The 25,293-nt window shown below is 66.6% G+C and carries 22 protein-coding genes; 5 read left to right on the plus strand and 17 right to left on the minus strand.

The window, feature by feature from the left end:
• Positions 1-152: 152 nt before the first annotated feature.
• Together VF167_14120 and ilvA are read right to left on the minus strand one after the other, a co-directional pair.
• Entirely contained in the window at positions 153-488 is a 336-nt protein-coding gene (locus VF167_14120; protein ID HEX6926553.1) for an HNH endonuclease, read from the minus strand.
• Positions 489-499: 11 nt separating this feature from the next.
• Positions 500-1,708 carry a threonine ammonia-lyase gene (gene ilvA / locus VF167_14125; protein HEX6926554.1) on the minus strand — a complete coding sequence of 403 codons (1,209 nt, stop codon included), beginning with the start codon at positions 1,706-1,708 and terminating at the stop codon, positions 500-502.
• A 300-nt stretch (positions 1,709-2,008) separates the two neighbouring features.
• Between ilvA and VF167_14130 the strand changes: the two genes are divergently transcribed.
• The 5 genes from VF167_14130 to VF167_14150 all read left to right on the plus strand — a co-directional run bounded on the left by VF167_14130 (position 2,009) and on the right by VF167_14150 (position 6,646).
• Positions 2,009-2,524, plus strand: a complete 516-nt coding sequence (locus tag VF167_14130; protein HEX6926555.1) for a CoA pyrophosphatase — start codon at positions 2,009-2,011, stop codon at positions 2,522-2,524.
• Positions 2,525-2,649: 125 nt separating this feature from the next.
• Entirely contained in the window at positions 2,650-3,729 is a 1,080-nt protein-coding gene (locus VF167_14135; GenBank protein HEX6926556.1) for a M42 family metallopeptidase, read from the plus strand.
• 37 nt (positions 3,730-3,766) lie between these two features.
• Positions 3,767-4,261, plus strand: coding sequence for an SRPBCC family protein (locus tag VF167_14140; protein HEX6926557.1), 495 nt, complete (start codon positions 3,767-3,769; stop codon positions 4,259-4,261).
• Positions 4,258-5,547 carry a beta-ketoacyl-ACP synthase II gene (gene fabF / locus VF167_14145; GenBank protein ID HEX6926558.1) on the plus strand — a complete coding sequence of 430 codons (1,290 nt, stop codon included), beginning with the start codon at positions 4,258-4,260 and terminating at the stop codon, positions 5,545-5,547. Before VF167_14140 ends, fabF begins: the two co-directional genes overlap by 4 nt.
• A gap of 238 nt (positions 5,548-5,785) precedes the next feature.
• Positions 5,786-6,646 carry an RNA polymerase sigma factor RpoD/SigA gene (locus VF167_14150; GenBank protein HEX6926559.1) on the plus strand — a complete coding sequence of 287 codons (861 nt, stop codon included), beginning with the start codon at positions 5,786-5,788 and terminating at the stop codon, positions 6,644-6,646.
• 195 nt (positions 6,647-6,841) lie between these two features.
• On the opposite strand, the gene VF167_14155 is transcribed toward VF167_14150, so the two are convergent.
• The 15 genes from VF167_14155 to VF167_14225 all read right to left on the minus strand — a co-directional run bounded on the left by VF167_14155 (position 6,842) and on the right by VF167_14225 (position 25,027).
• The gene (locus VF167_14155) at positions 6,842-7,612 is read right to left on the minus strand and encodes a zf-HC2 domain-containing protein (GenBank protein HEX6926560.1); all 771 of its coding nucleotides are present in this window, start codon (positions 7,610-7,612) and stop codon (positions 6,842-6,844) included.
• Complete coding sequence (locus tag VF167_14160) at positions 7,609-8,103, minus strand: sigma-70 family RNA polymerase sigma factor (protein HEX6926561.1); 495 nt, start codon at positions 8,101-8,103, stop codon at positions 7,609-7,611. Before VF167_14160 ends, VF167_14155 begins: the two co-directional genes overlap by 4 nt.
• 5 nt (positions 8,104-8,108) lie before the next feature.
• Positions 8,109-10,679, minus strand: coding sequence for a carboxypeptidase regulatory-like domain-containing protein (locus tag VF167_14165; GenBank protein ID HEX6926562.1), 2,571 nt, complete (start codon positions 10,677-10,679; stop codon positions 8,109-8,111).
• Positions 10,680-10,694: 15 nt separating this feature from the next.
• Positions 10,695-12,659, minus strand: a complete 1,965-nt coding sequence (locus VF167_14170; GenBank protein HEX6926563.1) for a M1 family metallopeptidase — start codon at positions 12,657-12,659, stop codon at positions 10,695-10,697.
• A gap of 157 nt (positions 12,660-12,816) precedes the next feature.
• Positions 12,817-14,400, minus strand: a complete 1,584-nt coding sequence (locus VF167_14175; GenBank protein ID HEX6926564.1) for an alkaline phosphatase family protein — start codon at positions 14,398-14,400, stop codon at positions 12,817-12,819.
• 145 nt (positions 14,401-14,545) lie between these two features.
• Positions 14,546-14,794 carry a hypothetical protein gene (locus VF167_14180; GenBank protein ID HEX6926565.1) on the minus strand — a complete coding sequence of 83 codons (249 nt, stop codon included), beginning with the start codon at positions 14,792-14,794 and terminating at the stop codon, positions 14,546-14,548.
• 108 nt (positions 14,795-14,902) lie between these two features.
• The gene (locus VF167_14185) at positions 14,903-15,493 is read right to left on the minus strand and encodes a DUF2231 domain-containing protein (GenBank protein ID HEX6926566.1); all 591 of its coding nucleotides are present in this window, start codon (positions 15,491-15,493) and stop codon (positions 14,903-14,905) included.
• Between the two features lie 75 nt (positions 15,494-15,568).
• Positions 15,569-17,476 carry a sulfate adenylyltransferase subunit CysN gene (cysN, locus tag VF167_14190; protein HEX6926567.1) on the minus strand — a complete coding sequence of 636 codons (1,908 nt, stop codon included), beginning with the start codon at positions 17,474-17,476 and terminating at the stop codon, positions 15,569-15,571.
• A 186-nt stretch (positions 17,477-17,662) separates the two neighbouring features.
• Positions 17,663-18,628, minus strand: coding sequence for a sulfate adenylyltransferase subunit CysD (gene cysD / locus VF167_14195; GenBank protein HEX6926568.1), 966 nt, complete (start codon positions 18,626-18,628; stop codon positions 17,663-17,665).
• Positions 18,629-20,398 (minus strand): SLC13 family permease, encoded by a 1,770-nt coding sequence (locus VF167_14200; protein ID HEX6926569.1) that lies wholly within the window; start codon positions 20,396-20,398, stop codon positions 18,629-18,631.
• A gap of 188 nt (positions 20,399-20,586) precedes the next feature.
• Positions 20,587-21,471, minus strand: a complete 885-nt coding sequence (locus VF167_14205; protein HEX6926570.1) for a sulfurtransferase — start codon at positions 21,469-21,471, stop codon at positions 20,587-20,589.
• A 30-nt stretch (positions 21,472-21,501) separates the two neighbouring features.
• Entirely contained in the window at positions 21,502-22,218 is a 717-nt protein-coding gene (locus VF167_14210; GenBank protein ID HEX6926571.1) for a phosphoadenylyl-sulfate reductase, read from the minus strand.
• A complete protein-coding gene (locus VF167_14215) occupies positions 22,215-23,909 on the minus strand; it encodes an NADPH-dependent assimilatory sulfite reductase hemoprotein subunit (protein ID HEX6926572.1) in 1,695 nt (564 codons plus the stop codon). The genes VF167_14210 and VF167_14215 overlap by 4 nt, the downstream gene beginning before the upstream one ends.
• Positions 23,910-24,004: 95 nt before the next feature.
• A complete protein-coding gene (locus VF167_14220; GenBank protein HEX6926573.1) occupies positions 24,005-24,232 on the minus strand; it encodes a ferredoxin family protein in 228 nt (75 codons plus the stop codon).
• Between the two features lie 273 nt (positions 24,233-24,505).
• On the minus strand, positions 24,506-25,027 hold the full coding sequence (locus VF167_14225; GenBank protein HEX6926574.1) for a M67 family metallopeptidase: 522 nt from the start codon (positions 25,025-25,027) through the stop codon (positions 24,506-24,508).
• Positions 25,028-25,293: the final 266 nt, after the last annotated feature.

Genomic DNA, 25,293 nt, shown 5'->3' on the forward strand with positions numbered 1-25,293 from the left:
AGGTACCCGCCAGGGGCCAACAATGATCCGACCAGAAACCACGTTAGGGAGGTTTCCCTACAGGTGGGTAGGGAGATGGAGAAGGGGTCCCCGCGAGGCGATCCGGACTCCATGATGAGGAGCTTCGGATCGGAAGCTCCCGGGGTTGAACCTCATCGCTTGCGCTTCTGTGCAGCCTCCACTACGGCGCGTCGCAGGCGCGGCCATACCGAGGTAGCATGGCGAAGGAAATTTCCTCGCGCCACCGGATCGTCGGCCAGAAACGCCCAGGCCGGCTGCGACCCCTTACGCTGGTTACAGGCGCGGCAGGCGGTGACGAGGTTTCCCCCGGAGCGATCGCCGCCGCGCATCCTCGGCTCCACGTGGTCGACGCTCAGCTCCTCGGCCGGGAAGACTCCGCCGCAATAGACGCAGCGGTACCGGTCCCGCTCGAAGATCCGCTCCCGGGGAGTGGGCTCGGTGCGCCGGCCCTTGCGTGACGGCTCCATGCTCATCCCCGTCAGTGCCGGCGGACCCGGTAGCCGGCGGTGCGCAGCGCGGCAGCCAGCTCGTCCACGTGACTCCGCCCCCGGGTTTCGAGGGTGAGATCCACCTCCGCCTCCGTGATCCGCAGCGCCGCCGTTCCACGTCGGTGGTCGAGACGAAGGATATTCGCCCCCTGCCGCGCCACCAGCGCCGTGAGCGCCGCCAGAGCCCCCGGTCGGTCCAGCACTGTGACCTCCATCTGCGCGAGGCGGCCGTCGTTGATGAGCCCGCGATCGATGATCCGGGACAGCAAATTGACGTCGATATTGCCGCCGCTGAGGATCATCGCCACGTCCTTGCCTTCGATACCCTTCACCTTGCCGAAGGCGACCGCCGCGAGTGTCGCCGCTGCCGCGGGCTCCACCACCGTCTTCTCGCGCTCCAGCAGGAGCAGCACCGAGCTCGCGATCTCCTCCTCGGAGACGCAGACCACGTCGTCGACGTACTTCTCGATGAGCGGGAAGGTAAGGTTGCCGATCCGCCGCACCGCGATACCGTCAGCGATCGTCTCCCCCGGGGGGATCGTCACCAGCCGACCCGCCTCGAGCGCGCGGATCGCGGCCGGAAGGGTCTCCGCCTCCACGCCGATGACGCGCACATGCGGAGCCAGCTCCTTCAGCGCCACCGCCATCCCCGAGATCAGGCCGCCGCCCCCCAGCGCCACCACCACCACGTCGATGCCCGGAAACTGGTCCAGCACCTCCAGCGCGATCGTCCCCTGCCCCGCGATCACCGCCGGGTCGTCGAACGGGTGGATGAGGATCTGCCCTTCACTGTCGACCAGACGAAGGGTCTCCTCCTGCGCCTCGTCGTAGCTGTGTCCATGGAGCACGACTCGCGCTCCCAGACGTTCTGTATTCGAGACCTTGATGAGAGGCGTGCGCTCGGGCATGACGATGGTCGCGTCAATGCCGAGCTGGGCGGCGTGGTAGGCGACGCCCTGGGCGTGATTGCCGGCGCTGGCCGCGATGACCCCGCGAGCACGCTCCTCCGGACTGAGGAGCAGCATGCGATTGAGCGCCCCTCGCTCCTTGAAGGAGCCGGTGCGCTGCAGATTCTCGAACTTGAACCAGGGGCGGGCCGGGATGAGATCCCGGAACGACTCCGACTGCGTGAGAGAGGTCAGCAGGATCCGCCCCTCCAGGCGGGTTCTCGCGGCCTCCACGTCGGCTAGACTGACCATGCCTCGAAGTGTATGTGAAAGACGGCTCTGCGGGCGGAGTAGCTGTAACCCTCGACTCCCACCGCCGCAAGGTGGCTGCACCGTCGTCGGCACGCCTCTGTCACACGGGCCTTCTTCCCGGGCACGGTTCTCGAAAGCGCTCGCCGAAACTCCGCCGCAGCTCTGAGTGCATTGCATACCCCATTGGACGACCCCAGGATCGAAGCCCTTGCGACGGCGCTCGCGACCCGTGAAGCGCCCCCCCAGGCGCGGAGCGCCGCCGGATCCGAGCCTACCACGGACCAAGTAGCGCGGGCGAGCGTGGCACTCGTTGTGCGACCCGCCCCTTCCGACCTCGAGCTGCTCGTCATCAAACGAGCCACGCGAGCGGGGGATCCCTGGTCGGGTCACCTGGCCTTCCCGGGAGGGAGACAGTCGCCGGAGGACGATTCGGCGCGCGCAACCGCGGAGCGGGAGACAGCGGAGGAGGTGGGGATCCGCCTGGCGCACGATGGGCGATTCCTGGGCCCTCTCGATCCCGTCTGGCCACGATCCGGGGCTCCCTCAGTGGTCGTGGCTCCGTTCGTCTTTGCCGTGACCTCCGGGGTCGACCTCGTTCTCAACCACGAGGTCGCGGATGCCTTCTGGATTCCTCTGCGAACGCTGACGGCCCCGGGGTCAGCGACAGAGTATCTCCATGCCCTGGCGGAGGGCGAGGAGCTCCGCTTTCCGGCGATCGCCTACGAATCGCACGTGATCTGGGGGCTCACCCACCGGATCATGACCGAGTTCCTGGATATCGTCCGCCACGCGCTGGATGGGGAGGGGGCGGGGTGAGGAAGGCCTGTGGCGCATGGCGACGTGACGAGGTGACGAGGTGACACGGTGACAAGGTGAACGGGTGAGCAGATCGCCACCCCGACGCGCTGAGTGAGTGAGCTGACCCGAAGCGACAAATTGCGATGATCGATACGGAACCTTCGAGCTTCCTTGCCCGCCTGCTGGATGCGCCCGGACCCTCAGGCTTCGAGCTACCGGCGGCGCGCGTCTGGCGAACCGAGGCCGAGACTGTGGCGGACCGGCTCGAGGTCGACCTCAGCGGCAACTCGATCGCCATCCTCAATCCGGAAGGCTCGCCGCGGGTGATGCTGGCGGGTCACGTGGATGAGATCGGCCTCATCGTGACCCACATCGATTCCGACGGCTTCCTCTATTTCGACGGGATCGGAGGCTGGGATTCGCAGGTGCTGGTGGGACAGCGAGTCCGGCTCCAGGGGCAGAACGGGGAGGTGCCGGGGGTGATCGGCAAGAAGCCGATCCACCTGATGAAGGCCGACGAGCGGGACAAGGTCTCCAAGATCACCGACCTGTGGATCGACGTGGGCGCGAGCAATCGCGAGGCGGCGGCCGCCCTCGGGCTACGGGTCGGCGATCCGGCCGTTCTCGACGCCCGCATGCTGCGCGTCGGGGAGGATCGCATCGTCTCCCGCGCTATCGACAACCGGATCGGGGCATTCGTGGTACTCGAAGCCCTGCGCTTGCTCGCTGGACGCGACCCGCGACCGGGCGCGTGTGTGGCCGCGGTGGCGACGACGCAGGAGGAGATCGGGTATCACGGAGGCGGCGCCCGCACCAGCGCTCACCGATTCCGCCCCGAAATCGCGTTGGTGGTGGACGTGACCTTCGCCACCGACTCGCCGCAGATGGACAAGAACCAGGTCGGCGAGCACAAGCTGGGCGGGGGCCCGGTGCTCGGCCGCGGATCGGCCATCCACCCCCTCGTCTTCGAGCGGCTCGCGGAGGTCGCCAGATCCGCATCCATCCCGCACACGATTCAGGCGAATGCCCGGGCCACCCATACGGACGCGGACGCGATTCACCTGTCCCGCGATGGCGTAGCGACGGGAGTCGTGTCTGTCCCGAACCGATACATGCATTCGCCCAACGAGATGGTCTCGCTCGCTGACCTCGAGGCGGCTGCACGCCTGCTGGCAGAGTTCGTTATCTCGCTCGACGCCGGGTCCGACTTCATCCCCCGCTGATCGGCATGGCTCTTCCCTGTCGGGAGGCGTGTCCGCGATGCACACGATAGACGAGATCGACGTTCAAGGGACGGTGGAGGCCTGTTTTCGGGCCGGCGCCGACGTAGAGCGCTGGCCTGAAATCCTCCCCCACTACCGCTGGGTGCGATTCCACGAGAAGCGCGGCTTCGGCACCGGACGTGTCGAGATGGCGGCGCGCAGGGATTTTGGCCCCCTCCGCTATCCGGTCTGGTGGGTGTCCGAGATGAATGTCGACGAGGCCCGCCCCGCGGTGCGCTACCGCCACGTGGCCGGGGTCACCACCGGCATGGACGTGGAATGGACCTTCCATGCGCTGGCGGGCGGAAGAACGCGGATCCGCATCGTACACGACTGGGCCGAGGGGCCGCAGTGGCCGCTGCCCCGCTTCGTACGCCGGATGATCGCCGACGCCATCATCGGTCCGGTCTTCATCCATCATATCGCCGGGCGCACCCTGAACGGGATTCGCCGGCAGGTCGAGAAGTCACGCGAGCAGGAGAGAGTTGCATGATCGCACCCCATCGGGCGGGGATACACGACGAGGGCGGCGACCAGACGGGCGCCGCCCGCCGCGTGGTGGTCACGGGAATCGGTTGCGTCACCCCGATCGGATCGGGCCCCGAAGGTCTGTGGGAGGGGCTGCGTCGTCGTCGATCGGCGGTGAGGAAGATCGATCGCTTCGACCCCAGCCCGTTTCGCAGTCACATCGCGGCGCAGATCGACGACTTCGATCCGCTCGATTACATGGAGCGCTCCAGGGCTCGCCGCCTCGACCGGTTCGCCCAGCTCGCGGTGGCATCTTCGCGGATGGCCCTGCAGGACGCCGGGCTCGATCCGACCGAGCTGCGGGGGGAACGGGTGGCGGTGCAGATGGGATCGGCGCTCGGAGGGATGAGCTTCGGCGAGGACCAGCTCCTGCGCTTCCACCGGGACGGAGTCAAGGCGGTGGAAACCATGCTCGCACTCACCGTCTTCTGCGGCTCCGCCTCGTGCAACGTGGCGATCGAGTTCGGTTTCACGGGCCCGAATTCGACCAACGCGATGAGCTGTGCGTCGGGGGCGATCGCGATCGGCGAGGCGTGGCGGTATGTGCGTGACGGCAGCGCGGATCTGGCCCTGGCGGGCGGGATCGAGGCCCCCCTGGCTCCACTCTGCTATGGGGCATTCGCCATCATCCGCGCGATGTCTACCCGCAACGACGATCCGGAGCGGGCGAGCCGCCCCTTCGACGCCGAGCGGGACGGGTTCGTCATGGGCGAAGGCGCGGCGGTCCTGCTGCTCGAAGAGCGCTCGCATGCGCTGGCGCGCGGCGCGCGCATCTACGCGGAGCTGCTCGGCTACGGCAACACCAACGATGCCCACCACATGACCGCACCCCGTCCCGACGGACGGGAAGCCGCCCGCGCGATGCGCCTCGCGCTGACCGCAGCCGGAGTCCAGCCGCACCAGATCGACTACGTCAACGCTCACGCCTCCTCCACCCCCCTCAACGACCCTACCGAGAGCCACGTCATCCGCGAAGTGCTGGGCGAGCAGACCGACCGCGCCGCCGTGAGCGGAACCAAGGGCTACTACGGTCACGCCCTCGGTGCCAGCGGCGCGATCGAGGCCGCCATCACCGCTCTCGCCATCCAGCGCAGCTGGATCCCTCCCACGCTCAACCTCGAGAGCCCCGACCCCGCGTGTGACCTCCCCCACGTGACCGGCGAAGGCCAAACCCGGGAGATCCGGTACGCGATCTCCAATTCCTTCGGCTTCGGCGGGATCAACGCCTCGCTCGTGCTCGGCAAAAGCTAAATTTCGCGCTGCGGGAACTTCCCTCCGATTCGAGACTACTAATCCCAAATCGGTCGGACGAGCGGATAATTATTCCCCCTAGAGGTTTGACTTCCCGTGCCTGCAGCAATATATTGTGCGGGTTATGACCTATCTTTCCGGGGCAGAGAATCCGTACGTGTGACCGCAGGGGCGGTGAGCGTCGCAAACCGACGAGGCTCGCTGCCCCTGTTGTTTTCCCATTCGAACGAGCCGAACTATGTTCTTCAGCTCCCGAGCCCTCGATTCCTTTGACCAGTACCTGCACGACGTCGAGAAGTACCCCCTGATCGATGATCCGGAAGAGGAACGAAGACTGGCACGGAAGGCGCGGGCCGGTGACAAGGCAGCAGCGGAGAGACTGGTAACGGCGAATCTGCGATTCGTCATCTCTTATGTGAAGAAGTACCAGGGGCGGGGTCTGGGGTTGGCCGAGCTGGTCTGCATCGGCAACGAGGGGCTGCTCAAAGCCGTCAAGAAGTTCGACCCCGAGAAGGGGGTCAAGTTCATCTCCTACGCTGTCTGGTGGATCCGCCAGACGGTCCTTCAAGCGCTGGCCGAGCAGACCCGCTCGGTGCGCATCCCGTTGAATCAGAACTCTAACCTCGTGCGCCTTTCGCGCACGGAGACCGCGCTGACCCAGACGCTCGGCCGCACTCCGACGGACCAGGAGATTGCGGACGAGATGGCGGAGCCGGTGGAGACGATCCGTGCCCTGCGCCGGGTGGCGGCCAGCGAGCTCTCACTGGACGCCCCGCTCGACCGGGGCGATCGCGATTCATCCTCCTTCGGGGAGCGGTTCGCGGGCTCCGAGGCGGAGGAGATCGAGGAAGAGGTCGAGTTTCAGGCGCGCCGTGAGTTCCTGGAGAAGATGTTCGAGAAGTACCTGACGGAGCGCGAGCGGAAGATCCTCTACCTCTACTATGGTCTGGACGAGGGTGAGGAGCGGACGCTGGAAGAGATCGGAATGCTGCTCGGGGTCACTCGCGAGCGCATTCGCCAGATTCGCAACCGGGCGTTCGAGAAGCTCCGGGAGAGCCCGGACGGGGCGGCGCTCGAAGGATTCTGGGCAGTCTCCTGAGCCGAACGTCGGTCTCGTTGCCCCGTGTCGCGGAGTGGTGAAGCGGGCTCGCCGAGATCCCATCCTTTACGCAGCGATCCACGATCGCCGGCACGGGTCGCTGGGTAAAGCAGCGGGGGATCGGAAGTCATCTTCCGATCCCCCGCTTTTGCTTCCCACCTCGAGGCCGCGGTTCCGACGTAATCCTGGTGTTGTCTATTCGTTCAGCGGCAGTACGACGCGCCAATCGTCGGCCGCTGCCGGCACTGTCACCGACTGCGTCCTTTCAGTCCCGATCGACACATCCATTCTCCGAATCGTCGGCGGCAGGGTGAGACGGTAGCTCGCGCGGGACTCCTCGGCATTCTCGATCAGCATCCCCCCGGGCAGGACCATCAGACTCTCCCCGTTGCCGTTGGTGATCTGTGCCGTGGCGCGATCCAGCGGAAGGACCTGGATCAGCAGCTGCCCTGCCACCTGACGCGACTGCAGCGAGAGCCGGAAGGTCTCCCCCGAAGCCGGGAACGACACCACCGAGCCGCCTGGCCCGATCACGGCGGGAGGCAGGACCGGCACCGCTGCCGGCGCTGCCCTCCCAACCCCGAGGTCGAAGGGGAGGACGCCGACCACGCGGGCGCGCACCGCGTCGACGGAGAGCGTGATCACCATCACGCCGCTGATGGCCGCGGCGACCGCCCACGTGCGGCGCGCCCGAACGGCCGACTGGTGACGCGTCTCGGCCGCGCGCAGGGCGCTGCGCGCCCTGGCCCGCTCCACCGCCGAAGGTGGTGTCGCGGTCCGCAAAGAGCGGAGATACCGCGTGACCTCGCGCGAGTGGCCTTCCACCTCGGCAAGGCGTGCGCGACAGCCGGGGCACCCGAGCAGATGGCGCTCCATGCGTTCCGAAGTCGCCTCGTCGAGCTCGCCATCCAGTCGCCGGACGAGATCCCCGAGCGACGGGTGGCGTGAACGTCTGGTTGCCGTCATAAGTCGACCTCGGATCTGGAGAGTTCCCGGGCGAGCTTGTTGAGGGCGCGTGCGATCATGCTTCCGACCGACTTCGTGGTGGTTCCTACCGCCTCGGCAATCTCCCTGTGGGTAAAGCCTTCTTCCCGCATCAGGAGCAGCGTGCGATCGCGGAGGCTCAGCGCATCCAGCGCCCGGTGCACCAGGGCCCGCCGTTCTGCGAGCTCCAGCGCGCGTTCCGGATCCGGAGGGTGCGAGGTTGCCACGAGCAGCTCCGCGGACTCGTCCAGCAGCTCTCGCCGTCGGCGGCTGACACGAGAGTCGTCCCGGACCAGGTTCGTTGCCACCCGGAAGAGCCAGGCGCGGAGTTGGTGCTCGGCGGGCCGTCGCTCGACCAGGCGGATGAAGCATTCCTGGGCAACATCGGCCGCGAGGTCGGGGTCGCCCGTGAGGTTCGCCAGATAGCGATAGAGGCCGTCGTACTGGGCCTCGAAGATCGACTCGACATTCACGCGCTTCAGAAGGTGAAGCGTACGCCCACGAGAGGGAGCCGCGGAATTCCGGGCTCGAAGCGATCGATCACCCCATCCCCGCACTCCCCTTCCATGCCGCGCGTCGCAGCGCACCCCGTGCTGCCGGCGTAAGTCACCGCGTTGTTCCGCCCGAGAGCGTTGCGGAGCTGGGCGTAGGCGGTAACATCCCATGTGCCCACCGTGCGAGTGATCTCGGCCACGAGATCGAGACTCGCGTACGCCGGCGTTCGCATCGCATTCGCCTCTCCCAACCGTACGACCGGCGGGTCCTCGCCCTCGTCCGGCAGGATGAGGCGCGTGAACGGCACCCCGGATCCGTAGGTAAACGCTCCCCCCAGACGTACGCCGTTCCCCACGTTGGCAAAGAGCATCGCGTCGAGCGCGTGCCGCACGTCGGCCGGAGCCGGGAACTCGAAGCGAGCGGTGTCCGGTTCGAACACCTCGGCCCGCATGGTGGAGAAGCCGAGCGTGTAGCCCAGCGAGCCGGACCATCGCTCGTTCTGCTGCCGGAGCAGCAGCTCGAAGCCGTAGGCGTCGTTGCTGGCCTGCACCGAGGGGTCCCGGTCGGGCACCACCCGTCCGCTGTCCGGGTTCGGCACCTCCACCCCTGCGGCCCAGCGACGATAGGCGTTGACGCCCACGATCCAGTTACCATGGAGCCACCGCTCCACTCCGGCACTCACTACGTCCGAGCGGACGGCCGCGTACCCCGCCGTCTGGGCCAGGACCCAGAGGTGCGTCAGGTGCAGCTGTGGCCCGAGCGGCCCCGCCACGGGAGCGATGTCCTGCGTGTATTGCCACGTTCGGGACCAGCCCGCCGAGAGCTGCGTACTCGCGCCTACCTCCAGGCTCGTCGCCAGCCGCGGCCCCAGCCGCACATCCCCTCCGTTCAGGACCGGGTCGCCGGATTCGACCCGCAGACCCGTCTCCAACGCCAGCGGACCAAACGCCAGGCGTTTCTCCGCCCACAACGCTCGATAGCGGAGGCTACTGCCCAGGGTCAGGTTGTTGACCGGCGTGCTGTCCCGCGGTAGCACCACCGCCAGATCGCCCAGGAGCGAGAAGGGGCCCTCGTAACCCACCGTGTCGCGGACGACTTCGAAGCCTACCACCCACCCCGGCGACTCCCCCCGTGGCGAGAGCTCCGCGCGCAGAGTCCGATGACGGATGGTGCTCTCCAGGGGTGGCAGGGTCGGCTCGTCCCCACGCAGTCTGACACGCTCATCGCGGAGGATCGAGGCGCGGAAGCGCGTCTGGCCGATGCTCAGGCCCAGCCTCAGCGGTCCGAGCGGCACCCCAACCGTCGCACGACCCGATTGGTTCCCCCACCGTCCGCGGTTCGCCTGGAGGATTCCGGGGATTCCGCCGCGCAGATGGTCGCGCTCGACGATCCCCGTGGCCGCGTAATCGAATCCTCCCAGCTTCCCATCGACCCTGGCGACGACGTCGGAGAAGTCGTACGGGATGTAGAGGTCCTCCTGCGCGGTGGCGGCGCCGGCCATGCGGGTGAGCAGGTCGACGTAGGTTCGCCGGCCAGCCACCATCCAGTTCAAAGCCCCATCGGGCGCGGCCCCGCTCAACGCGAGACGGGCGCTGGCCAGGGACAACTCCCCGCGCCCCTGCACCCCTTCTTCCAATTCGTCTGCCCCGCTCCGGGCGTGCAGGTCGAGCACCGCCGCCGCTCCCTCCCCGAACCGGGCGGGGCGCGGCCCGGGGTAGAACACCGCCTCGCCGAGCGCGTCCGGGTTGACCGCGGAGAAGAGCCACCCGGCATGGGTCGGATTGTAGAGCGGCATCCCGTCCAGGAAGACGCGCGTCTGGTCCCAGGATGCTCCGCGCGTCCACAGCGTGGCGGTGAAGTCGTCCCGCGTGGTCACGCCCGGGGTGCGCTGTAGCGCCCGAAAGAGATCGGTCTCCGCGAGGGTCACCGCCTCGACGAGCTCATCCTGCGTCAGCGATCGAATATCGAGAACGAGATGCTCCGGACCGCGTAGCGGCGAGAGGAGGAGGCGCCCCGAGCCTGCCGAATCGATGATGGCGGTCTTACGCAGGAAGGGGGGTGTACCTCGGGAGCGCACCTCGAGCGGCGCGAGCTTGACGGGTTCGACCTCCAGCCCGGCGGAAATCCGGGTGAGCGCTTCACCGCGCAACTCCACCTGGATGTGAGCGGGTAGGTACCCCAGCCGGCTGATCCGCAGCTGATACGATCCGGCCGGGACCGCCGGAAAGCGATACTCCCCCGCGGAATCCGCGGCAGTCGCCCAGCCCGCCCGCCCGGCCCCGCCATCCTCGACCGGGCGGAGGCGCACGACGGCCCCCGGTAAAGGCTGCAACGTCGCAGCGTCGACCACTCGCCCCGCAATCGCTCCCGTCTCCTGCGCCCCAGCGTACGCCGCCGCCGTGGCAGCCGACAACACGCTGGCGCCGACCAGAAAGAGGGCGCGGAAGAGCAGCCGAACCCCGCGAAGGCGGCACGCCCGGACACCCGGCGCGGAGCACCTCTTCCGCCGGTGTCGACTGTCAGGATAACGAGCCGCTTCGCGGGGTTCTGACATGCGGCGTGGGGCCGGTCAGCCGCCCCAGACGTTGTTCGCTCGGTTCACGTCCGGAAACGCGTTCTCCGCGTCGATCTCGACGCGGGTGGCCGCGCCCGGCACCGTCAACGAAACCGTATCCGCCCCTCCGAACCACCGCTCTACCGGGATCTCTCTCTCCACCACCGACCCGTCATCGAGCTGGATGGTGAGCCGGGTGGGCATCGGGATCTCGCCGAGCGAGCGCACCACGATCTCCGTACTGTCCGAGCTCTGCGCTACCGAATCCACCGCCTGGTCCAGCACACCCGTGCCGTAATACCAGCTCTTCCAGAACCAGTCCAGGTCACGCCCGGAGACGTCCTCGAAGGTGTTCCACATATCCCACGGGTACGGGTGCTTGAAGCGCCAGCGCTGGAGGTACTCGCGGTAGGCGCGGAGGAAGACCTCCTCACCCAACACCTCGCGTAGCGTGGCGAGCACCGTGGCCGGCTTGGCGTAGGTCGCGACCCCGTACGCCGGACCGGGATAATGATAGTCCGAGCGACGCATGATCTCGCCTTCCAGCTCCGCGCGCGCGACATCCAGGTAACTGGTGCGGTCGTCCAGCTCAGGGGCTTCGGCGCCGCGGTCCTTGCGTGCCTGACTCTCGTTGAAGTTCGTGGTACCCTCGTCCATCCAGGCGCGCCGGCGCTCGTCGTTGGACACGATCATCGGCACCCACATGTGCGCGATCTCGTGCGCCGCCACGTTGTAGAGGGCCTCGGGACCCGCCGTGGTGTACTCGCCGATCAGCGTGATCATGGGGAATTCCATCCCGCCGCCGATGATCCCCCCGCCCTCCACCACGCTCATCTGCGGCCACGGATACTCGATCCCCGTGAACTCGGAAAGAAAGCTCACCGAGTGCTGTGCATACTCGGCCATCTCCACCCAGAGCGGGGCGGTCTGGCGATAGATCGCGTCAACACGCGCGTAATCCGTCTGCCCATCTCCGTCGCGATCACCGACCGGAGCTCGTGCCGCATCCCATACTGACTCACGAGTGAGGCTGTACGCCACATCCCGCACCGAATCCGCTTCGAACACCCAGCGCTGTACACCCGAGCTCTGGCGCGTGACTTGACCCAGGTCCTCTGCCGTGACCACGTGAACGACGGTGTCGCTCTGCTCGGCAATCCGCAGGCGTTCCAGCACCTCGGGCGCAAGCACCTCCTCCGCATTGGTGAGCCGGCCGGTCCCCATCACCAGCCACCCGGCGGGCGCCTCGATGGTCACGCGATAATTGCCGAACCCCGCGTAGAACTCGGCGGTGCCGAGGAACTGGTCGGGATGCCAGCCCACCACGTCGTCCAGCACCGCCATCTGGGGATAGAAATAACCCAGGTGGATAAGGTTGCCCCGACTGTGGCCCATCCGCCCGCCGGCCCCCTGCTGCGGGATGCGTAGTGCCCACTCGAACCCGAGCTCTACTGTCGAATTCGGAGCGACCGGCTGCGGCGGAACGATGAGCAGCTTGGTACCATCCACCTGGTAGCCGGAGATGCCCTGCCCCTCCGCTTCGCTGAGCTCCTGCCCGTTCACGGCAACGCGGCGAAGCTGGACTCCGCCGGTCACCTCCACCGGCTCCAATCGCATGGCGCCGGGTGCATGGAAGTTCTGCGTGAGATCGACCACCAGGCCGTTGAGCCCGTGGGGCGAGTTGTTGTAGTAGCGGACGGTCGAGCTACCCTCGAGAAACTGGGAGTCCGGGTGCACCCGCAGCTCGATCGTATACTCGGCGTAATTCTGCCAGTAGTTTGGCCCCGGTCGCCCGGTGTCGGTTCTCGTCCCCGCGGCGATCGCCCCACGAAAAGCGGGCGGGGGCACCACCTCGGGGGCTTTTGCCGCGGCTACCGCGCGGCCTTCGTCGACCGGGGTGGGAACAGAGGGAGCACCCGAGCGCGAGGCAGGGGCGCAGGCAAGCAGAATGGCGAGTGGTACGACGGACCAGCGGTACATGCGCTCGTCTCCTCTGACTGCTGGTTGATGGACCTCCCTGGTGAGGCAGGCGGAGGCGTAATGGAGCGTCCCGACCATCCGTGAGGGCGGACGGTCGGGACGCCTGCTCAGGATGATTTCGCCCGAGCTTCTCCAGCGCGCAAGGAGGGTGCCCTGCTCAGGGGGCAGTCGTCACGGGCAGTACCTCCCCGTCCAGATCGTCGGGCGCGGCAATGCCGGCAACAGCGGCGAGCGTGGGCGCCACGTCGACCGTTCGTACCAGCTCGCTACGTCTGCCCGTCTGGATTCCCGCGCCGAGGAAGATCACGGGAACGTTGCGATCGTAGAACCAGGGCGTCCCGTGCCCGCTCCCGGTGCGGGCCGTCGACATGTAAGTGCCGGGAGGTCCGATCGCGATCCAGCCACGCCGCGCGAGATCGGGTTTCATGCGCTCCGGGTGGAATGAGTTCCGCAGCAGCCTCGCGACGGAGTCGCGGGGCTCACCGGAGGCGAGCTCGTCGCGCGTGTACACGTCGTGGAGGAACGGCAGCTCGCGGAGCGCCTGCGCCTGCGCGGCCGCCTCTTCTCCCGGCGCGGCCTTCGCCAGTGCAGCCTCGGCCACGCGCAGCATCTCCTCGCGCTCCCCACGCGTCAGGCGCTTCCCAGGTTCACCGTGCTCCGCGCGCCACTCGGGCATCGTCAACGCTCCGTGGTCGGCGGAAAGCGCGGCTACCCACCTTCCCTCCCCTATCTCCTCGTCGAGGAAGTCGAAGAGGTCGCCGAGCACCCGGTCGAGGTGCAGCAGGTTTTCGAGCTGCTCCTGGCTCAGGGGGCCGTTATCGTGGCCGATCCGGTCCGTCTGGGAGAAGCCCAGCGCCAGATAATCGGTGATCTCGTCGTCCCCGAGACCCGCCTCGCGAACCGCCACCTTGGCGAACTCGAGGGTCGCCCGATCCGGGTAGGGTGTGCCCGCCACCCAGTCAGCGAACGACTCGCCCCTTTCGCCTCCCTCGACGTCGTAGCGGTGCGGGAAGTAGGTGTGAACGCCGTCGCCCTCGTAGGGGGCCGTGTCAGGCCGGGCGAGGGCACGGGCTTCCGGCGATGCAGTGGCGTCCCAGACCGAATCGAGCAGCGTCGGCAGCACCTCTGCGTTGAAGCGGTCCACCCATTCGGGATATGCATCCCGGTAGTAGGACGAGGTCACGAAGCGCGCCTTACCCGCCTCGTACCAGTAGATCTCTCCCCTGGCGTGCGCCGCCAGCAACACCGCCACCCGATCCTTCCCTGCCACGGAGACGACCTTGGCCTCCGGGTTCGCCTCCACAATCCATTCCGCGAGCCCGCTACGCAGCAGGTTCAGTGGAGATCGACCCTCCATCTCCGGAAACCCCAGGATCGGAGAGGTCGTGTCAGCGACCGTGTACACGTTGACCCACTCCTCGCCAACCCGTTGCAGCCAGTCGTTGGCGACGATCCCGGTACGCGCCGGCACGGTGCCGGTGGAGAGAGTAGCGTGGCCCGCTGCCGTCTCCGAGATGCCGTGGTCGTGGACTCCCTCGAAATAGGCACCCTGGTCGATGAGGCGCCTGAATCCGCCGGTGTAGAAAGCATCGTAGCGGCTCACGAGGTCGGCCCGGAGCTGATCAATGGAGATGAGCACGACAACTGCCGGATCGGCTGGCGGATTCGAGGCCGCCGACGTGCACGCGGCCATCCAGCCGCAAGCCAGGAACGGGGCGACCCACCGACTGCGCAGGCTCACAGCGCCTCCTCTGACGGGATGTTGAACGATGGTCTGGACATGGGAACCAGGCGAGCGGAGTGTCAAGTTCCGGTGAAAGACCGGCGCCCGGAGAGTATCGGGGACCGACGACGCAAACCCGCAGCGGCAGCATCCGCCTCTCTCGCTACGGCGTGAGGATCAGCAGATGCGTGCCGGTAGCCCCTTCACGCAGAACGACTTCCCTCCAGCCGACCTCCAGGTAGTGCTGCCGGAGCCGCTCCAGGGCGCCCGGACTGAGGTGCTGGTGGATGCCGTACACGAACGTCTCGCCCGGCGGATGTCGCTCGAGGGCGCGGTCGATCACCCCCGCGAGTCCATCCGCCAGCCGGACATCGTCGGGGCTCGGAGTCGCTCGTGATCTTTCTGCCGACACGGACTGTGATACGTTCGAAGGGAAGCGCCGCGGCGGGGCGCGGGAGGAAAATAGTGCCCCGCGAGAGATTGTGCATCCTCTCGCGGGGCGGCCGGGTCAGGAACAGGGTCAGTGAGCGGACTCGGCACGGCGCCGGTCCGGCAGCATGGCTGGCACCAGCTGCCCTTCCAGGGACTCCTCCACCGCATGGCGGGCGCCGCGCGCCACATGGCGAGCCGACGTCACCGTGGCCTCTCTCGGGTGGGTGAGCGGGGGCGCCTCCTCTTCACGAAGACCTCCCGCCGTCCGGACGCCCACACCCTTGTCATACACCATCTGGCCGCCGAGATAGGCGCTGTAGATCATCGCCACGATCCCCATCGCCCCCACAGCGAGGTAGGCCGGATGGGGCTTGCGCTGTCCTACCCGCTTGATGGCCATCGCTGCGGCGGCGCCGATCAGACCCAGGTTCAGGGTACGGTGAGTGGCCAGCATTGCCGCACCCTCCTCGTCCGTCTGGACGGCTTCCTGCGCAATCAGCCCGAGCACTCCCGCAAAGGCCGCCGAGACCGCTGCCACCGGCATGGTGAGCCGGCCCACCTCGAGCAACCCCCTGTTCCTGGTGAGCAGACCCAGCGTGTCCGCAGCGATGGAGACCGGCAGTAGCGCGATCGGGTAGTGCACTGCCGCGGGGTGCAGCTCCTGAATTCGCATGGCCATGGAGAACCTCCGGGTAAGCGTAGTATCGAGCCCGAGGTCTCCAGGAATGCAAGCTTGGCACCCGCGCTCCGCCTATCAGCTCCGCAACACCCCCGCTCGCCGCAGCGCCTCTATCACCTGCTCGATCGACTGCCGCACGGACTGAGCGGTGGTGTCAAGGCGCAGCTCGGGCTCCTCCGGCTCCTCATAGGGGCTGCTCACGCCTGTGAAGTCCCGGATCTCACCCGCCAGCGCCCTGCGGTACAGGCCCTTGGGGTCGCGCTTGCGGCAGGTCTCCAGGTCGGCGGCCACGTGAACCTCGATGAACCGGCCTTCCGGGAAGAGAGCGCGGATTCGCTCCCGGTCCTCTCGGAAGGGCGAAACGAAGGTGCAGAGCACGATATCGCCCGACTCGAAGAAGAGCCGCGCCGTCTCTCCCACCCGGCGCAGATTCTCCCGCCGGTCCGCGTCCGAGAAGCCGAGATCGCCGCAGAGGCCGTGTCGCACCTGGTCTCCGTCCAGGAGCATCGTCTGGTGCCCTTGGGCGAAAAGCTCCTTCTCCACGCCGCGAGCGATCGTGCTCTTGCCGGACCCGGAGAGGCCGGTGAACCAGACCACCGCCGCGCCGTGACCGTTCCTCGCCTCACGCTCCTCGCGCGGAATGTTCCAGGACTGCCAGACCACATCCGGTGAAACGGCCCGGATCGCAGGCCTCTCCGCTGGCTGCGGCGCCTCCTTCACCTCGCCGCGGATCATCCCGCCCGCCACCGTGACGTTGGTGTGCGGATCGATCAGGATGAAGCTACCCGTCTGGCGGTTGCGCTCGTAAGGGTCGAAGAAGAGCGGCAGGCTGGTGGTGATCTCCACCCGACCGATGTCGTTCAGGCCGAAGGTCGGCACCTTCTCGCGGTGCAGCGTATCGACGTCGATGCGGTAGACGATATCGCTCACGAACGCCTGCGCCTGCCGCGTGGTGTGCATCAACACATACGGAATGTTCCGGTCGAGCGGCTTCTCGTTCATCCAGCAGATGATCGCCTCGAACCGGTTGGCAATGGAGGGGACGTTCTTCTTCCGTACGATCATGTCCCCGCGGCTGACGTCGATCTCGTCCTCGAGGGTGATCACAACCGACTCACCCGCGGCGGCCTCGTCCAGGATACCGTCGGCCGACTGCACGCTGGCGATGCGGCTGCCGTGGCCGCTCGGCAGGACCACGATCTCCTCGCCGGGCTGCACCGTCCCCGAGGCGATCCGCCCGGCGAACCCGCGGAAGTCCTGGTGCGGCCGGATCACGTACTGCACCGGGAAGCGGAAATCCACCAGGTTGCGGGTCACGCCGACATTCACCGTCTCCAGGTGGTGGAGGAGCGTGCTGCCGTCGTACCATGGCATGTTTTCGCTCTTCTCCACCACGTTGTCGCCGTGCAGCGCACTGATGGGGATGAAGGTCAGGTCGGAGATATCGAGCTTCTGCGCGAACTCGCGGTACTCGGCGACGATCTGCTCGTACACCTCCTCGTCGTAGTCCACCAGGTCCATCTTGTTGACGGCCACGACGATGTGCGGAATGCGCAGGAGGCTCGAGATGAAGCCGTGCCGCTTGGACTGCGTGAGCACCCCCTTGCGCGCGTCCACGAGCACGATCGCCAGCTCCGCCGTGGAGGCGCCGGTGACCATATTCCGGGTGTACTGCACGTGCCCCGGCGTGTCGGCGATGATGAACTTCCGCTTCGGCGTGGCGAAGTAGCGATAGGCCACGTCGATGGTGATGTTCTGCTCCCGCTCGGCGCGCAGACCGTCGGTGAGGAGCGCCAGGTTCACGTACCCTTCCCCGCGCTGCCGCGAGGTCCGTTCGATCGCCTCGAGCTGGTCCGCGAAGATGCTCTTGGTATCGTAAAGCAGCCGCCCGATGAGCGTGCTCTTTCCGTCATCGACGCTCCCCGCCGTGGTAAAGCGGAGGAGATCCATGTCGGGCGCCGCGGATGTGGCAGTCTGAATCATTCGTCTCCGATTTTTGTCGAATTACGAATTACGAATTACGACTACCGAAGTCGAGCCCACCGTAGAACTCAATTTCCTTGGCGCGGCGGATCTCCCTCAGACTCATCGTATCGCAGCATCCGTAATCATTCGTAATTCGTAATTCGTAATTCGTAATTCGCGCGCGATCTCGAATACGGCAGAATCTCAGAAATATCCCGCGCGCTTCCGGTCTTCCATGGCCGCTTCGCTGCGCTTGTCGTCGCTGCGACCGCCGCGCTCGGCAACGCGGGCGGCGGCGACCTCCTGGATGATCTCCTCCACGGTGGACGCGGTACTCTCCCAGACTCCCGTGCAGGTCATGTCGCCGACGGTGCGGCAGCGGACGGTCCGGATCTCGGAGCGCTCATCGCCGACCAGGCGGTTGTGTTCGCCCACCGCGAGCAGGATTCCGTCGCGCTCCACCACCTCCCGCTGGTGCGCGAAGTAGATGCTGGGAAGCCTGATCTGTTCCTGCGCGATGTACTGCCAGACGTCCATCTCCGTCCAGTTGGAGAGCGGGAAGACGCGGAAGTGCTCGCCCAGGTTCTTGCGACCGTTGAACAGATTCCACAGCTCGGGGCGCTGGTTCTTCGGGTCCCACTGGCCGAAGGCGTCGCGGTGGCTGAAGAAACGCTCCTTGGCACGCGCCTTTTCCTCGTCGCGGCGCCCCCCGCCGAAGGCGGCGTCGACCTTCAGCTCTCGGATGGCATCCAGCAGCGTGACGGTCTGCAGCGCGTTGCGGCTCGGGTTCGGTCCCGGCTCCTCCTGGCATCGACCCTGGTCGATCGAGTCCTGCACGTAGCGCACGATCAGCTCACAACCGACCTCCGCCACCATGGCATCGCGGAACTCGATGGTCTCGGGGAAGTTGTGCCCGGTGTCGATGTGCAGCAGCGGGAAGGGGAACTTCCCTGGCCAGAAAGCCTTGCGTGCCAGGTGCACCATGACGATCGAATCCTTGCCGCCCGAGAAGAGCATCACCGGCCGCTCGAACTGCGCCGCGACCTCGCGCATCACGAAGATCGCCTCGCTCTCGAGCTGGGCCAGGTGACTCTGGCGATACGAGTAGCCCGTCTGATCACCCGCTGAGGGGTCGAGCTCGAACGAATCTTTCGGCTGTGGAATAGTCATTTAGAACGACCAGAATAACGGGACAAAGAGTGCGATGGTGAGAATCACCGTCAGCGTCAGCGGAAACCCGAGACGGAAGTAGTCCCCGAATCGATATCCGCCCGGACCGTAGACCATGGTATTGGTCTGGTACCCGATCGGCGTCAGAAAGCTCGCCGAAGCCGCCGCCGCCAACGCGATCGCGAACGGGCGAGGGTCAGCATCGATCTGCCGGGCAGCGGCCATGGCGATCGGGAACATCAGGACCGCGGCCGCGTTGTTGGTGATCAGCTCGGTCAGGGCAATGGTGGAGAGCACCACCCCCAGCAACACCACCAGCGCACCAGCCGACTGAAACGTCTCCACGATCGAGCTTCCAAGCAACGCCGCAACACCCGAATTCTCGAGCGCCGAGCCGATCCCGAACGAGGCGGCGATCACGACCAGGGTGTCCATGTCGATCGCACGGCGCGCCTCGGGCAGTGACAACGCCTTTCCCACCACCAGGGTGATCGCCCCGAGAATCGCTGCGTGCACAATGGGAACCAATCCCAGTCCGGACAGGGCGACGATACCTGCCGTCACGATCCCGACGAACCAGGCCTGCCGCGTGCTCGGCGGCGGCGATCCGCCCAGGTGGGAGACGAGCAGGAAGTCGCTTCGGTTGCGCCAGCGATCGGCGAAGCCGCTGTCGGCCACCAGGAGCAGCGTATCACCGGCACGCAACACCACCTCACCCAGCTTCGCCTGCACACGCTCGCCCGCGCGATGCATCGCCAGCACTGCCGCCTGATATCGGCTGCGGAAGTTGGACTCCTTGAGCGTCGAACCCACCAGCCGCGAGGTGCCGCTGATCACCACCTCGAAGAAGGTATGGTCGGATCCGTCGAGCCAGGCGGCGTGATGCTGCTCTGCGGGAATGAGCCCGCGGATCATCTGCAGATCCCGGATCAGATCGACCTGGCCTACGAACGCGAGCCTATCGCCGCCGCGCAGCAGCGTGTTCGGTGTCGCGGGGGCGATGGTCTCGCCCGCACGTTCGATCTCGACCAGGAAGACCCCCTGCAGGTGGCGTAGCCCCGCCGACTCCACCGTCTGCCCGTCCAGGGGACCGCCGGGTGCCACCACCTGGTGAACCACGTACTCCCGTGATTCTTCCTCGAACTGAACACGCGCGGGCCGCCGCTCCGGCAGCAGAATCGGGGAGAGCAACACCAGCAGGGTGATCCCCGTAACGGCGACTGGCAGGCCAATCCGCGTGATCTCGAACATCCCCATCGGCTCGAGACCGTATGCCTGCATCAAGCCCGACACCACCAGATTGGTGGACGTTCCGATCAGAGTGAGAACCCCCCCGAGGATCGTCGCGAAGCTGATCGGCATCAGATAGCGCGACGCGGACAGGCCCCTCTTGCTGGCCCAATCCGACACCTGCGGCGTCAACATCGCAACGATCGGCGTGTTGTTGAGGAACGCCGAGGCGGCAGCCGTTGGCGCCAGTAGGCGCAGCAACCGCGGGCGACCACCGTCACCGTTCCCCAGAATCGCGGCGATGAGCGGTTGCAAGGCTCCGGTTTTCTCCACGGCCGCGGCCACCACAAAGAGCGCCGCCACGGTGATCGGGGCAGGGTTGGAAAAGCCCGCGAAGGCTTGTTCCGTCGTGATAACACCCGCCAGGAGAAGGGCGACGTCGCCACCCAGAATGGCCACCATCGGCGGGGCCACATCCCACACCATGACCGCGACCACCGCCACCACCACCAGCAGTGTGAACCAGCCTTCCCACGTCATGCGGGTGACTTCATTCGTTCAGGATGGGTCCGGTAAGGCGCGGGCGGCCAGTCGTCCGGCTGCGCCCGCGCGACGAGCAGCTTCCATACCCGTTCCGCATCGAGAGCCACCGCGCCGGAGCTCGCAAGGCAAGGCCGAGAGAGCGGGCTCGCCCTCCCGGCCTTTCGACCGCTATCGCCGCTTCGCACTTACTTCTCGATCGGCGCGCGCACCATGTTGCCCCATTCCGTCCAGGAGCCGTCGTAGTTGCGCACCTTGTCGAAGCCCAGCAGGTACTTCAGCACGAACCAGGTGTGGCTGCTGCGCTCCCCGATCCGGCAGTACGCGATCACGTCGTCGTCCTTCTTCAGGCCAATCTCGCCCTCGTAGATCGCCTTCAGCTCATCGGCGCTGCGAAACTCCCCGGTATCCGGATTGGCCGCCCTCGCCCAGGGGACATTCTTCGCAGTGGGAATATGTCCCCCACGCAGCGCCCCCTCCTGCGGATACTCGGGCATGTGCAGCTTGAGGCCCTTGTACTCGTCCGGGCTCCGAACGTCGACCAGGGGATTCCCCCGCTTCAGGTGCTCGAGGACGTCCTCGCGGAAGGCGCGGATTGCCGAGTCGTCGCGGGTGGGTACCGGGTACTCGGTGCGCGGGTACTGCGGCACCTCGGTGGTGAGCTCACGGCCCTCGTCCTCCCACTTCTTCCGCCCGCCGTCCATGATCTTGACCTTGTTGTGGCCGAAGAGTTGGAACACCCAGAGCGCGTAGGTCGCCCACCAGTTGTTCTTGTCCCCGTAGAAGACGACCGTCGTGTCCGGCGAGATCCCCTTCGAGCTCATCAGCTCGGCGAAGCGTTCCGGCGTCAGGTAGTCGCGCTGCACCGGGTCATTCAGGTCGGCATGCCAGTCGATCTTCACCGCCCCGGGAATGTGCCCGGTGTCGTAGAGCAGCACATCCTCGTTGGACTCGACGATCCGGATCGAGGGGTCGTTCAGGTGCTCAGCCACCCAGTCGGTGCTGACGAGTGCCTCGGGGTGAGCGTAACCCCGGTTCTCGATCGGCGTGCTCTGCGTCGTCGTACCCGACATCGTGTCCTCTCTGGTTGAAGGTAGCAGTCGTTACAGCTGGTGAATCCCGCACTCCGTCCGGCCCAGGCCCCTCCAGCGCCCCGCCCGCTCCGGTTCCCCCACCTGCACGGGGGTTGTCAGAGGGGCGTCGCCGATGCTGGCGTATCCCAGGTCGTGCAGCGGATTGTAAGGAATCCCGTGGTCGAGAATGAAGTTCCAGACCTGCCCCCGCGTCCAGCGGGCGAGCGGGTTCACCTTGATCCAGTCACCCACCTCGAAAATCGGGAGATGGGCGCGGGTCTCCGACTGCTCCCTCCGCCGTCCAGTAATCCAGCCGTCGAGGTTCGCCGTCGCTCGGCGGAAGGGTTCGACCTTGGAGACGCGTTGATAGAGGTCCAGGTCACGTTCCCACAAACGGGGACCGTACCGGCTTTCGAACTTATCCCGCGTGGCGGCCGGTCGATAGACCTCCAGATTGAGACCGAAATGCCGTGTGACCCGCTCCACGTGCTCCAGCGTTTCCGGAAAATGGTGGAGCGTATCAATGAAGATCACCGGCAAGCGCGGAGCCAGGCGGGAGATGTGGTACAGCACCACCAGGCTGGCGGGCCCGAATGCCGAGACCACCGCGAGCTTCGCGGGGTCGAAGGCATGGATCGCTACCCGTAGAATATCTTCTACGGGCGCGTCGTCCAGTTCTTCGTTCAGCGCCCTCCAGGCTGCGGCTGAGGAAGGCCGTGCCTCCGGGGCGAGTGTCGCGGCGCTCATCGGGATGCTCCCGCTGGCTCCAGCGGCTCCACGCCCACGCGGTTCCAGAAATCACCGAACCGCTCCCCTTCCCGCCGCTCGTCCCGGAACCGCTCGAGCAATGGGCGTACGGTGGTGACCAGCTGATCGAGTGGGACCAGGCTGGCGTACTCGGTTCCGAGTCGCGTACCCTCCAGGTTGCCTCCCACGTAGATCACGTACTTGTTCAACGACCGCCCCACGAAAGCCAGGTCGGCCGTATACGGCCGGGCGCACCCATTGGGGCAACCGGTCATACGGACGGAGATCGTCTCGTCGGCGAGCCCGATCCGGGAGAGCGCGACCTCCAGCTCGTCCATGATGCCTGGAAGCACGCGCTCGGATTCCGCCACCGCGAGCGGGCAGGTGGGGATCGCCGGGCAGGCCATCGACCAGCGCCTGGCCGGAGTCAGCTCCTCTGGCGCGATCACACCGTGAGTGCGGAGGATGTCGTCGACCGCACTGCGGTCCTCCGGAGCGATGTTGACCAGGAGGAGATTCTGCTGCGTGGTGAGGTGAATGTCCGCACCGAAGCGCGCCACCACCTCGCGGATCGCGATGCGCAGCCGCAGCCCCTCGCGATCGAGCACGCGCCCGTTCTCCACCCACACCCCCCGGAACCAGCGACCGTCTCCCTGCTCGTGCCAGCCAAGGTGGTCCTCGATGCCGGAGACCTCGACGGGCAGGGGGTCCTGCAGCGGTCGGCCGAGATAACTCTCCACCTGCTCGCGGAACCAGGGTAGCCCGCGCTCGTCCAGCACATACTTCAGACGCGCGCGTCTGCGGTTCACCCGGTTGCCGTAGTCGCGCTGCACTCCGATTACCGCCTTGATCACGTCGATCAGCTCGTCCGGCTCGACGAAAGCGAGCGGGTCGGCGAGGCGCGGATAGGTGTCGGCCTTGTTGTGCGTCATCCCCAGACCACCACCAACGAGCACGTTGAAGCCGCGAATGCGACCGTTCTCGGGGATCACCAGCAACCCGAGATCGTTGGAGTGCACATCGGTGCAGTTGTCGTCGGGAAAGGCAAACCCGATCTTGAACTTCCGGGGCAGGTAGCGCTCGCCGTACAGCGGGTCGGGCTCTGCCTCCTCGCGGGTAACCGACTGCCCCTCGATCCAGATCTCGTGATATGCGCGCGAGCGCGGGAGCGTCTCATCGCGGATGCGACGCGCCCACTCGATCACCTCCTCCCGCAGGCCGCCGGCGATCGGCGCCGGGCAGGTCACCACGTTGCGGACCACGTCGCCGCAAGCTCCGAAGGTGGTCACCAGGGCGTCGTTCAGCTCGTGAATGTGGCGTCGCAGGTTCCCCTTCAGCACACCGTGGAATTGGAAGCCCTGGCGCGTGGTGATCCGCAGGGTGCCATTGCCATAGTCGTCCGCCAGGCGGTCGTGCAGAAGGTACTGGGCCGCGGTCAAAACCCCGCCCGGTACCTTGGAGCGGACCATGAACTGATAAGCCGGCTCCAGCCCCGCCTTCTTCCGCTCCTTGCGCAGGTCGCGGTCTTCCTGCTGGTAGGAGCCGTGGAACTTGAGGATCTGCTTCGACGCCTCGCTGAGGTGACTGCTGTCGTTGTCCAGCTCCGCCGCGAGCCCCCCGCGCAGACCGAGGCTCTCCTCCTTCAGCCTCTCGACCTCGCTCAGGGCCACATCATCGACGATCGTGCTCATAAAACCTTCCGTTAATTCGCTCTTGTCGAGGTCTGGCGGCGCTGGGCGTCCGCCATGCGGCGGGGGCGGCGTGACGGTCGCCGCGGAAACCCGCATCAGGCGCCGGATAGCGCCCGGTTCCGTTCGATGTACTCCGCCCACTCCGGCGGGACGTCGGTGTCCGGGAAGATCGCCTGCACCGGGCACTCCGGCTCGCACGCCCCACAGTCGATGCACTCCTCGGGGTTGATGTAGTACATGTCCTCCGCCTCGTAGATGCAGTCCACCGGGCACACTTCGACACAGCTTGCGTCCTTGGTCCCGATGCACGGCTCGGCGATCACGTACGTCAACTCGGTTCTCCTTCAATGAGGCCATGAAAAAAGGCCACGGCGCCGATGTGTGCCGTGGCCTGGAACGTTGAATGGCGTATTACCTAGCAATCCGCTATCCGCCGCGCCCGCCGGGCGCGCGCTCCGATGCCACGGCCCCGCTACACGCGGGACAGCAGGTGCAGCCGCAGCAACAAGCACACATCCGGGCGAAACCGAGCTGAGTCGGCCTCGCCGCACGGGCGGAACGAGGGGTCATTGCGCTGGTGGACACGATACAGCTTCTCATTCAGGGCAGACGAGCCGGCCCGAGCCGAGCGCCGCCACCTCGATGGTCAACTCCCTCACCTCCGCCTCTCTTTCGTCGAGCCACCACGCCCTGGGGGCCGCTCCGGGTTCTCCCCCCTCCGGTACGATGACCCAGACCGTTTCCGGCCAGAGGCGGATGTGCGTCACATCGAGCGCCGAGGGGACCGCCCGCCCGTTCGTGTGGGAGTGATAGAAGCCCACGACCGACTCGGGACTTCCGCGCAGCGTGCGCCGCACGTTGATGACCGCCCGCGGGTCGATGCTGAAGCGGTGGTGCCGCTCCGCAAGCGGCGCCTGGTTCGGGCAGGGGACCGCGCGGGTGATCAGCACCTCCTCCGCCTCGATGCGGCCTATGAGGAGACCGCAGGCCTCCTCCGGGTAAGCCCGCGTCGCGTGAGCCCGCAGCGAATCGCGCACGGGACCGCTGACCACCACCTGGCTGACCAGCCACGGCTGGACCGCCTCTTCTTCGAACTCCCTGGCGAGCTGTGCGGGCATCTGACTCGTTGCTGCAGGAAAAAGAAAACCCCGGTCCGCGTACGCGCGGGCCGGGGCGATCTGCCTTTGTCTCCGGATCGGACGCTATCGGCTTACGTCGTCCACCATCGCGCAATGGCTCTCCGCCCCGGCCCCTCGACAGCGGGGACAGGCGCACATACAACACGCGCAGCAGGCAGAGTAGCGATTCACGAAACCGATCCGGTTCGTAGATTTTCCCACACTTTAGACTATCGGACGATAACCATAGTCTCTGTAATCGTCAA

Source organism: Longimicrobiaceae bacterium, from assembly GCA_036375715.1.
Classification (GTDB): Bacteria; Gemmatimonadota; Gemmatimonadetes; order Longimicrobiales; family Longimicrobiaceae; genus DASVBS01.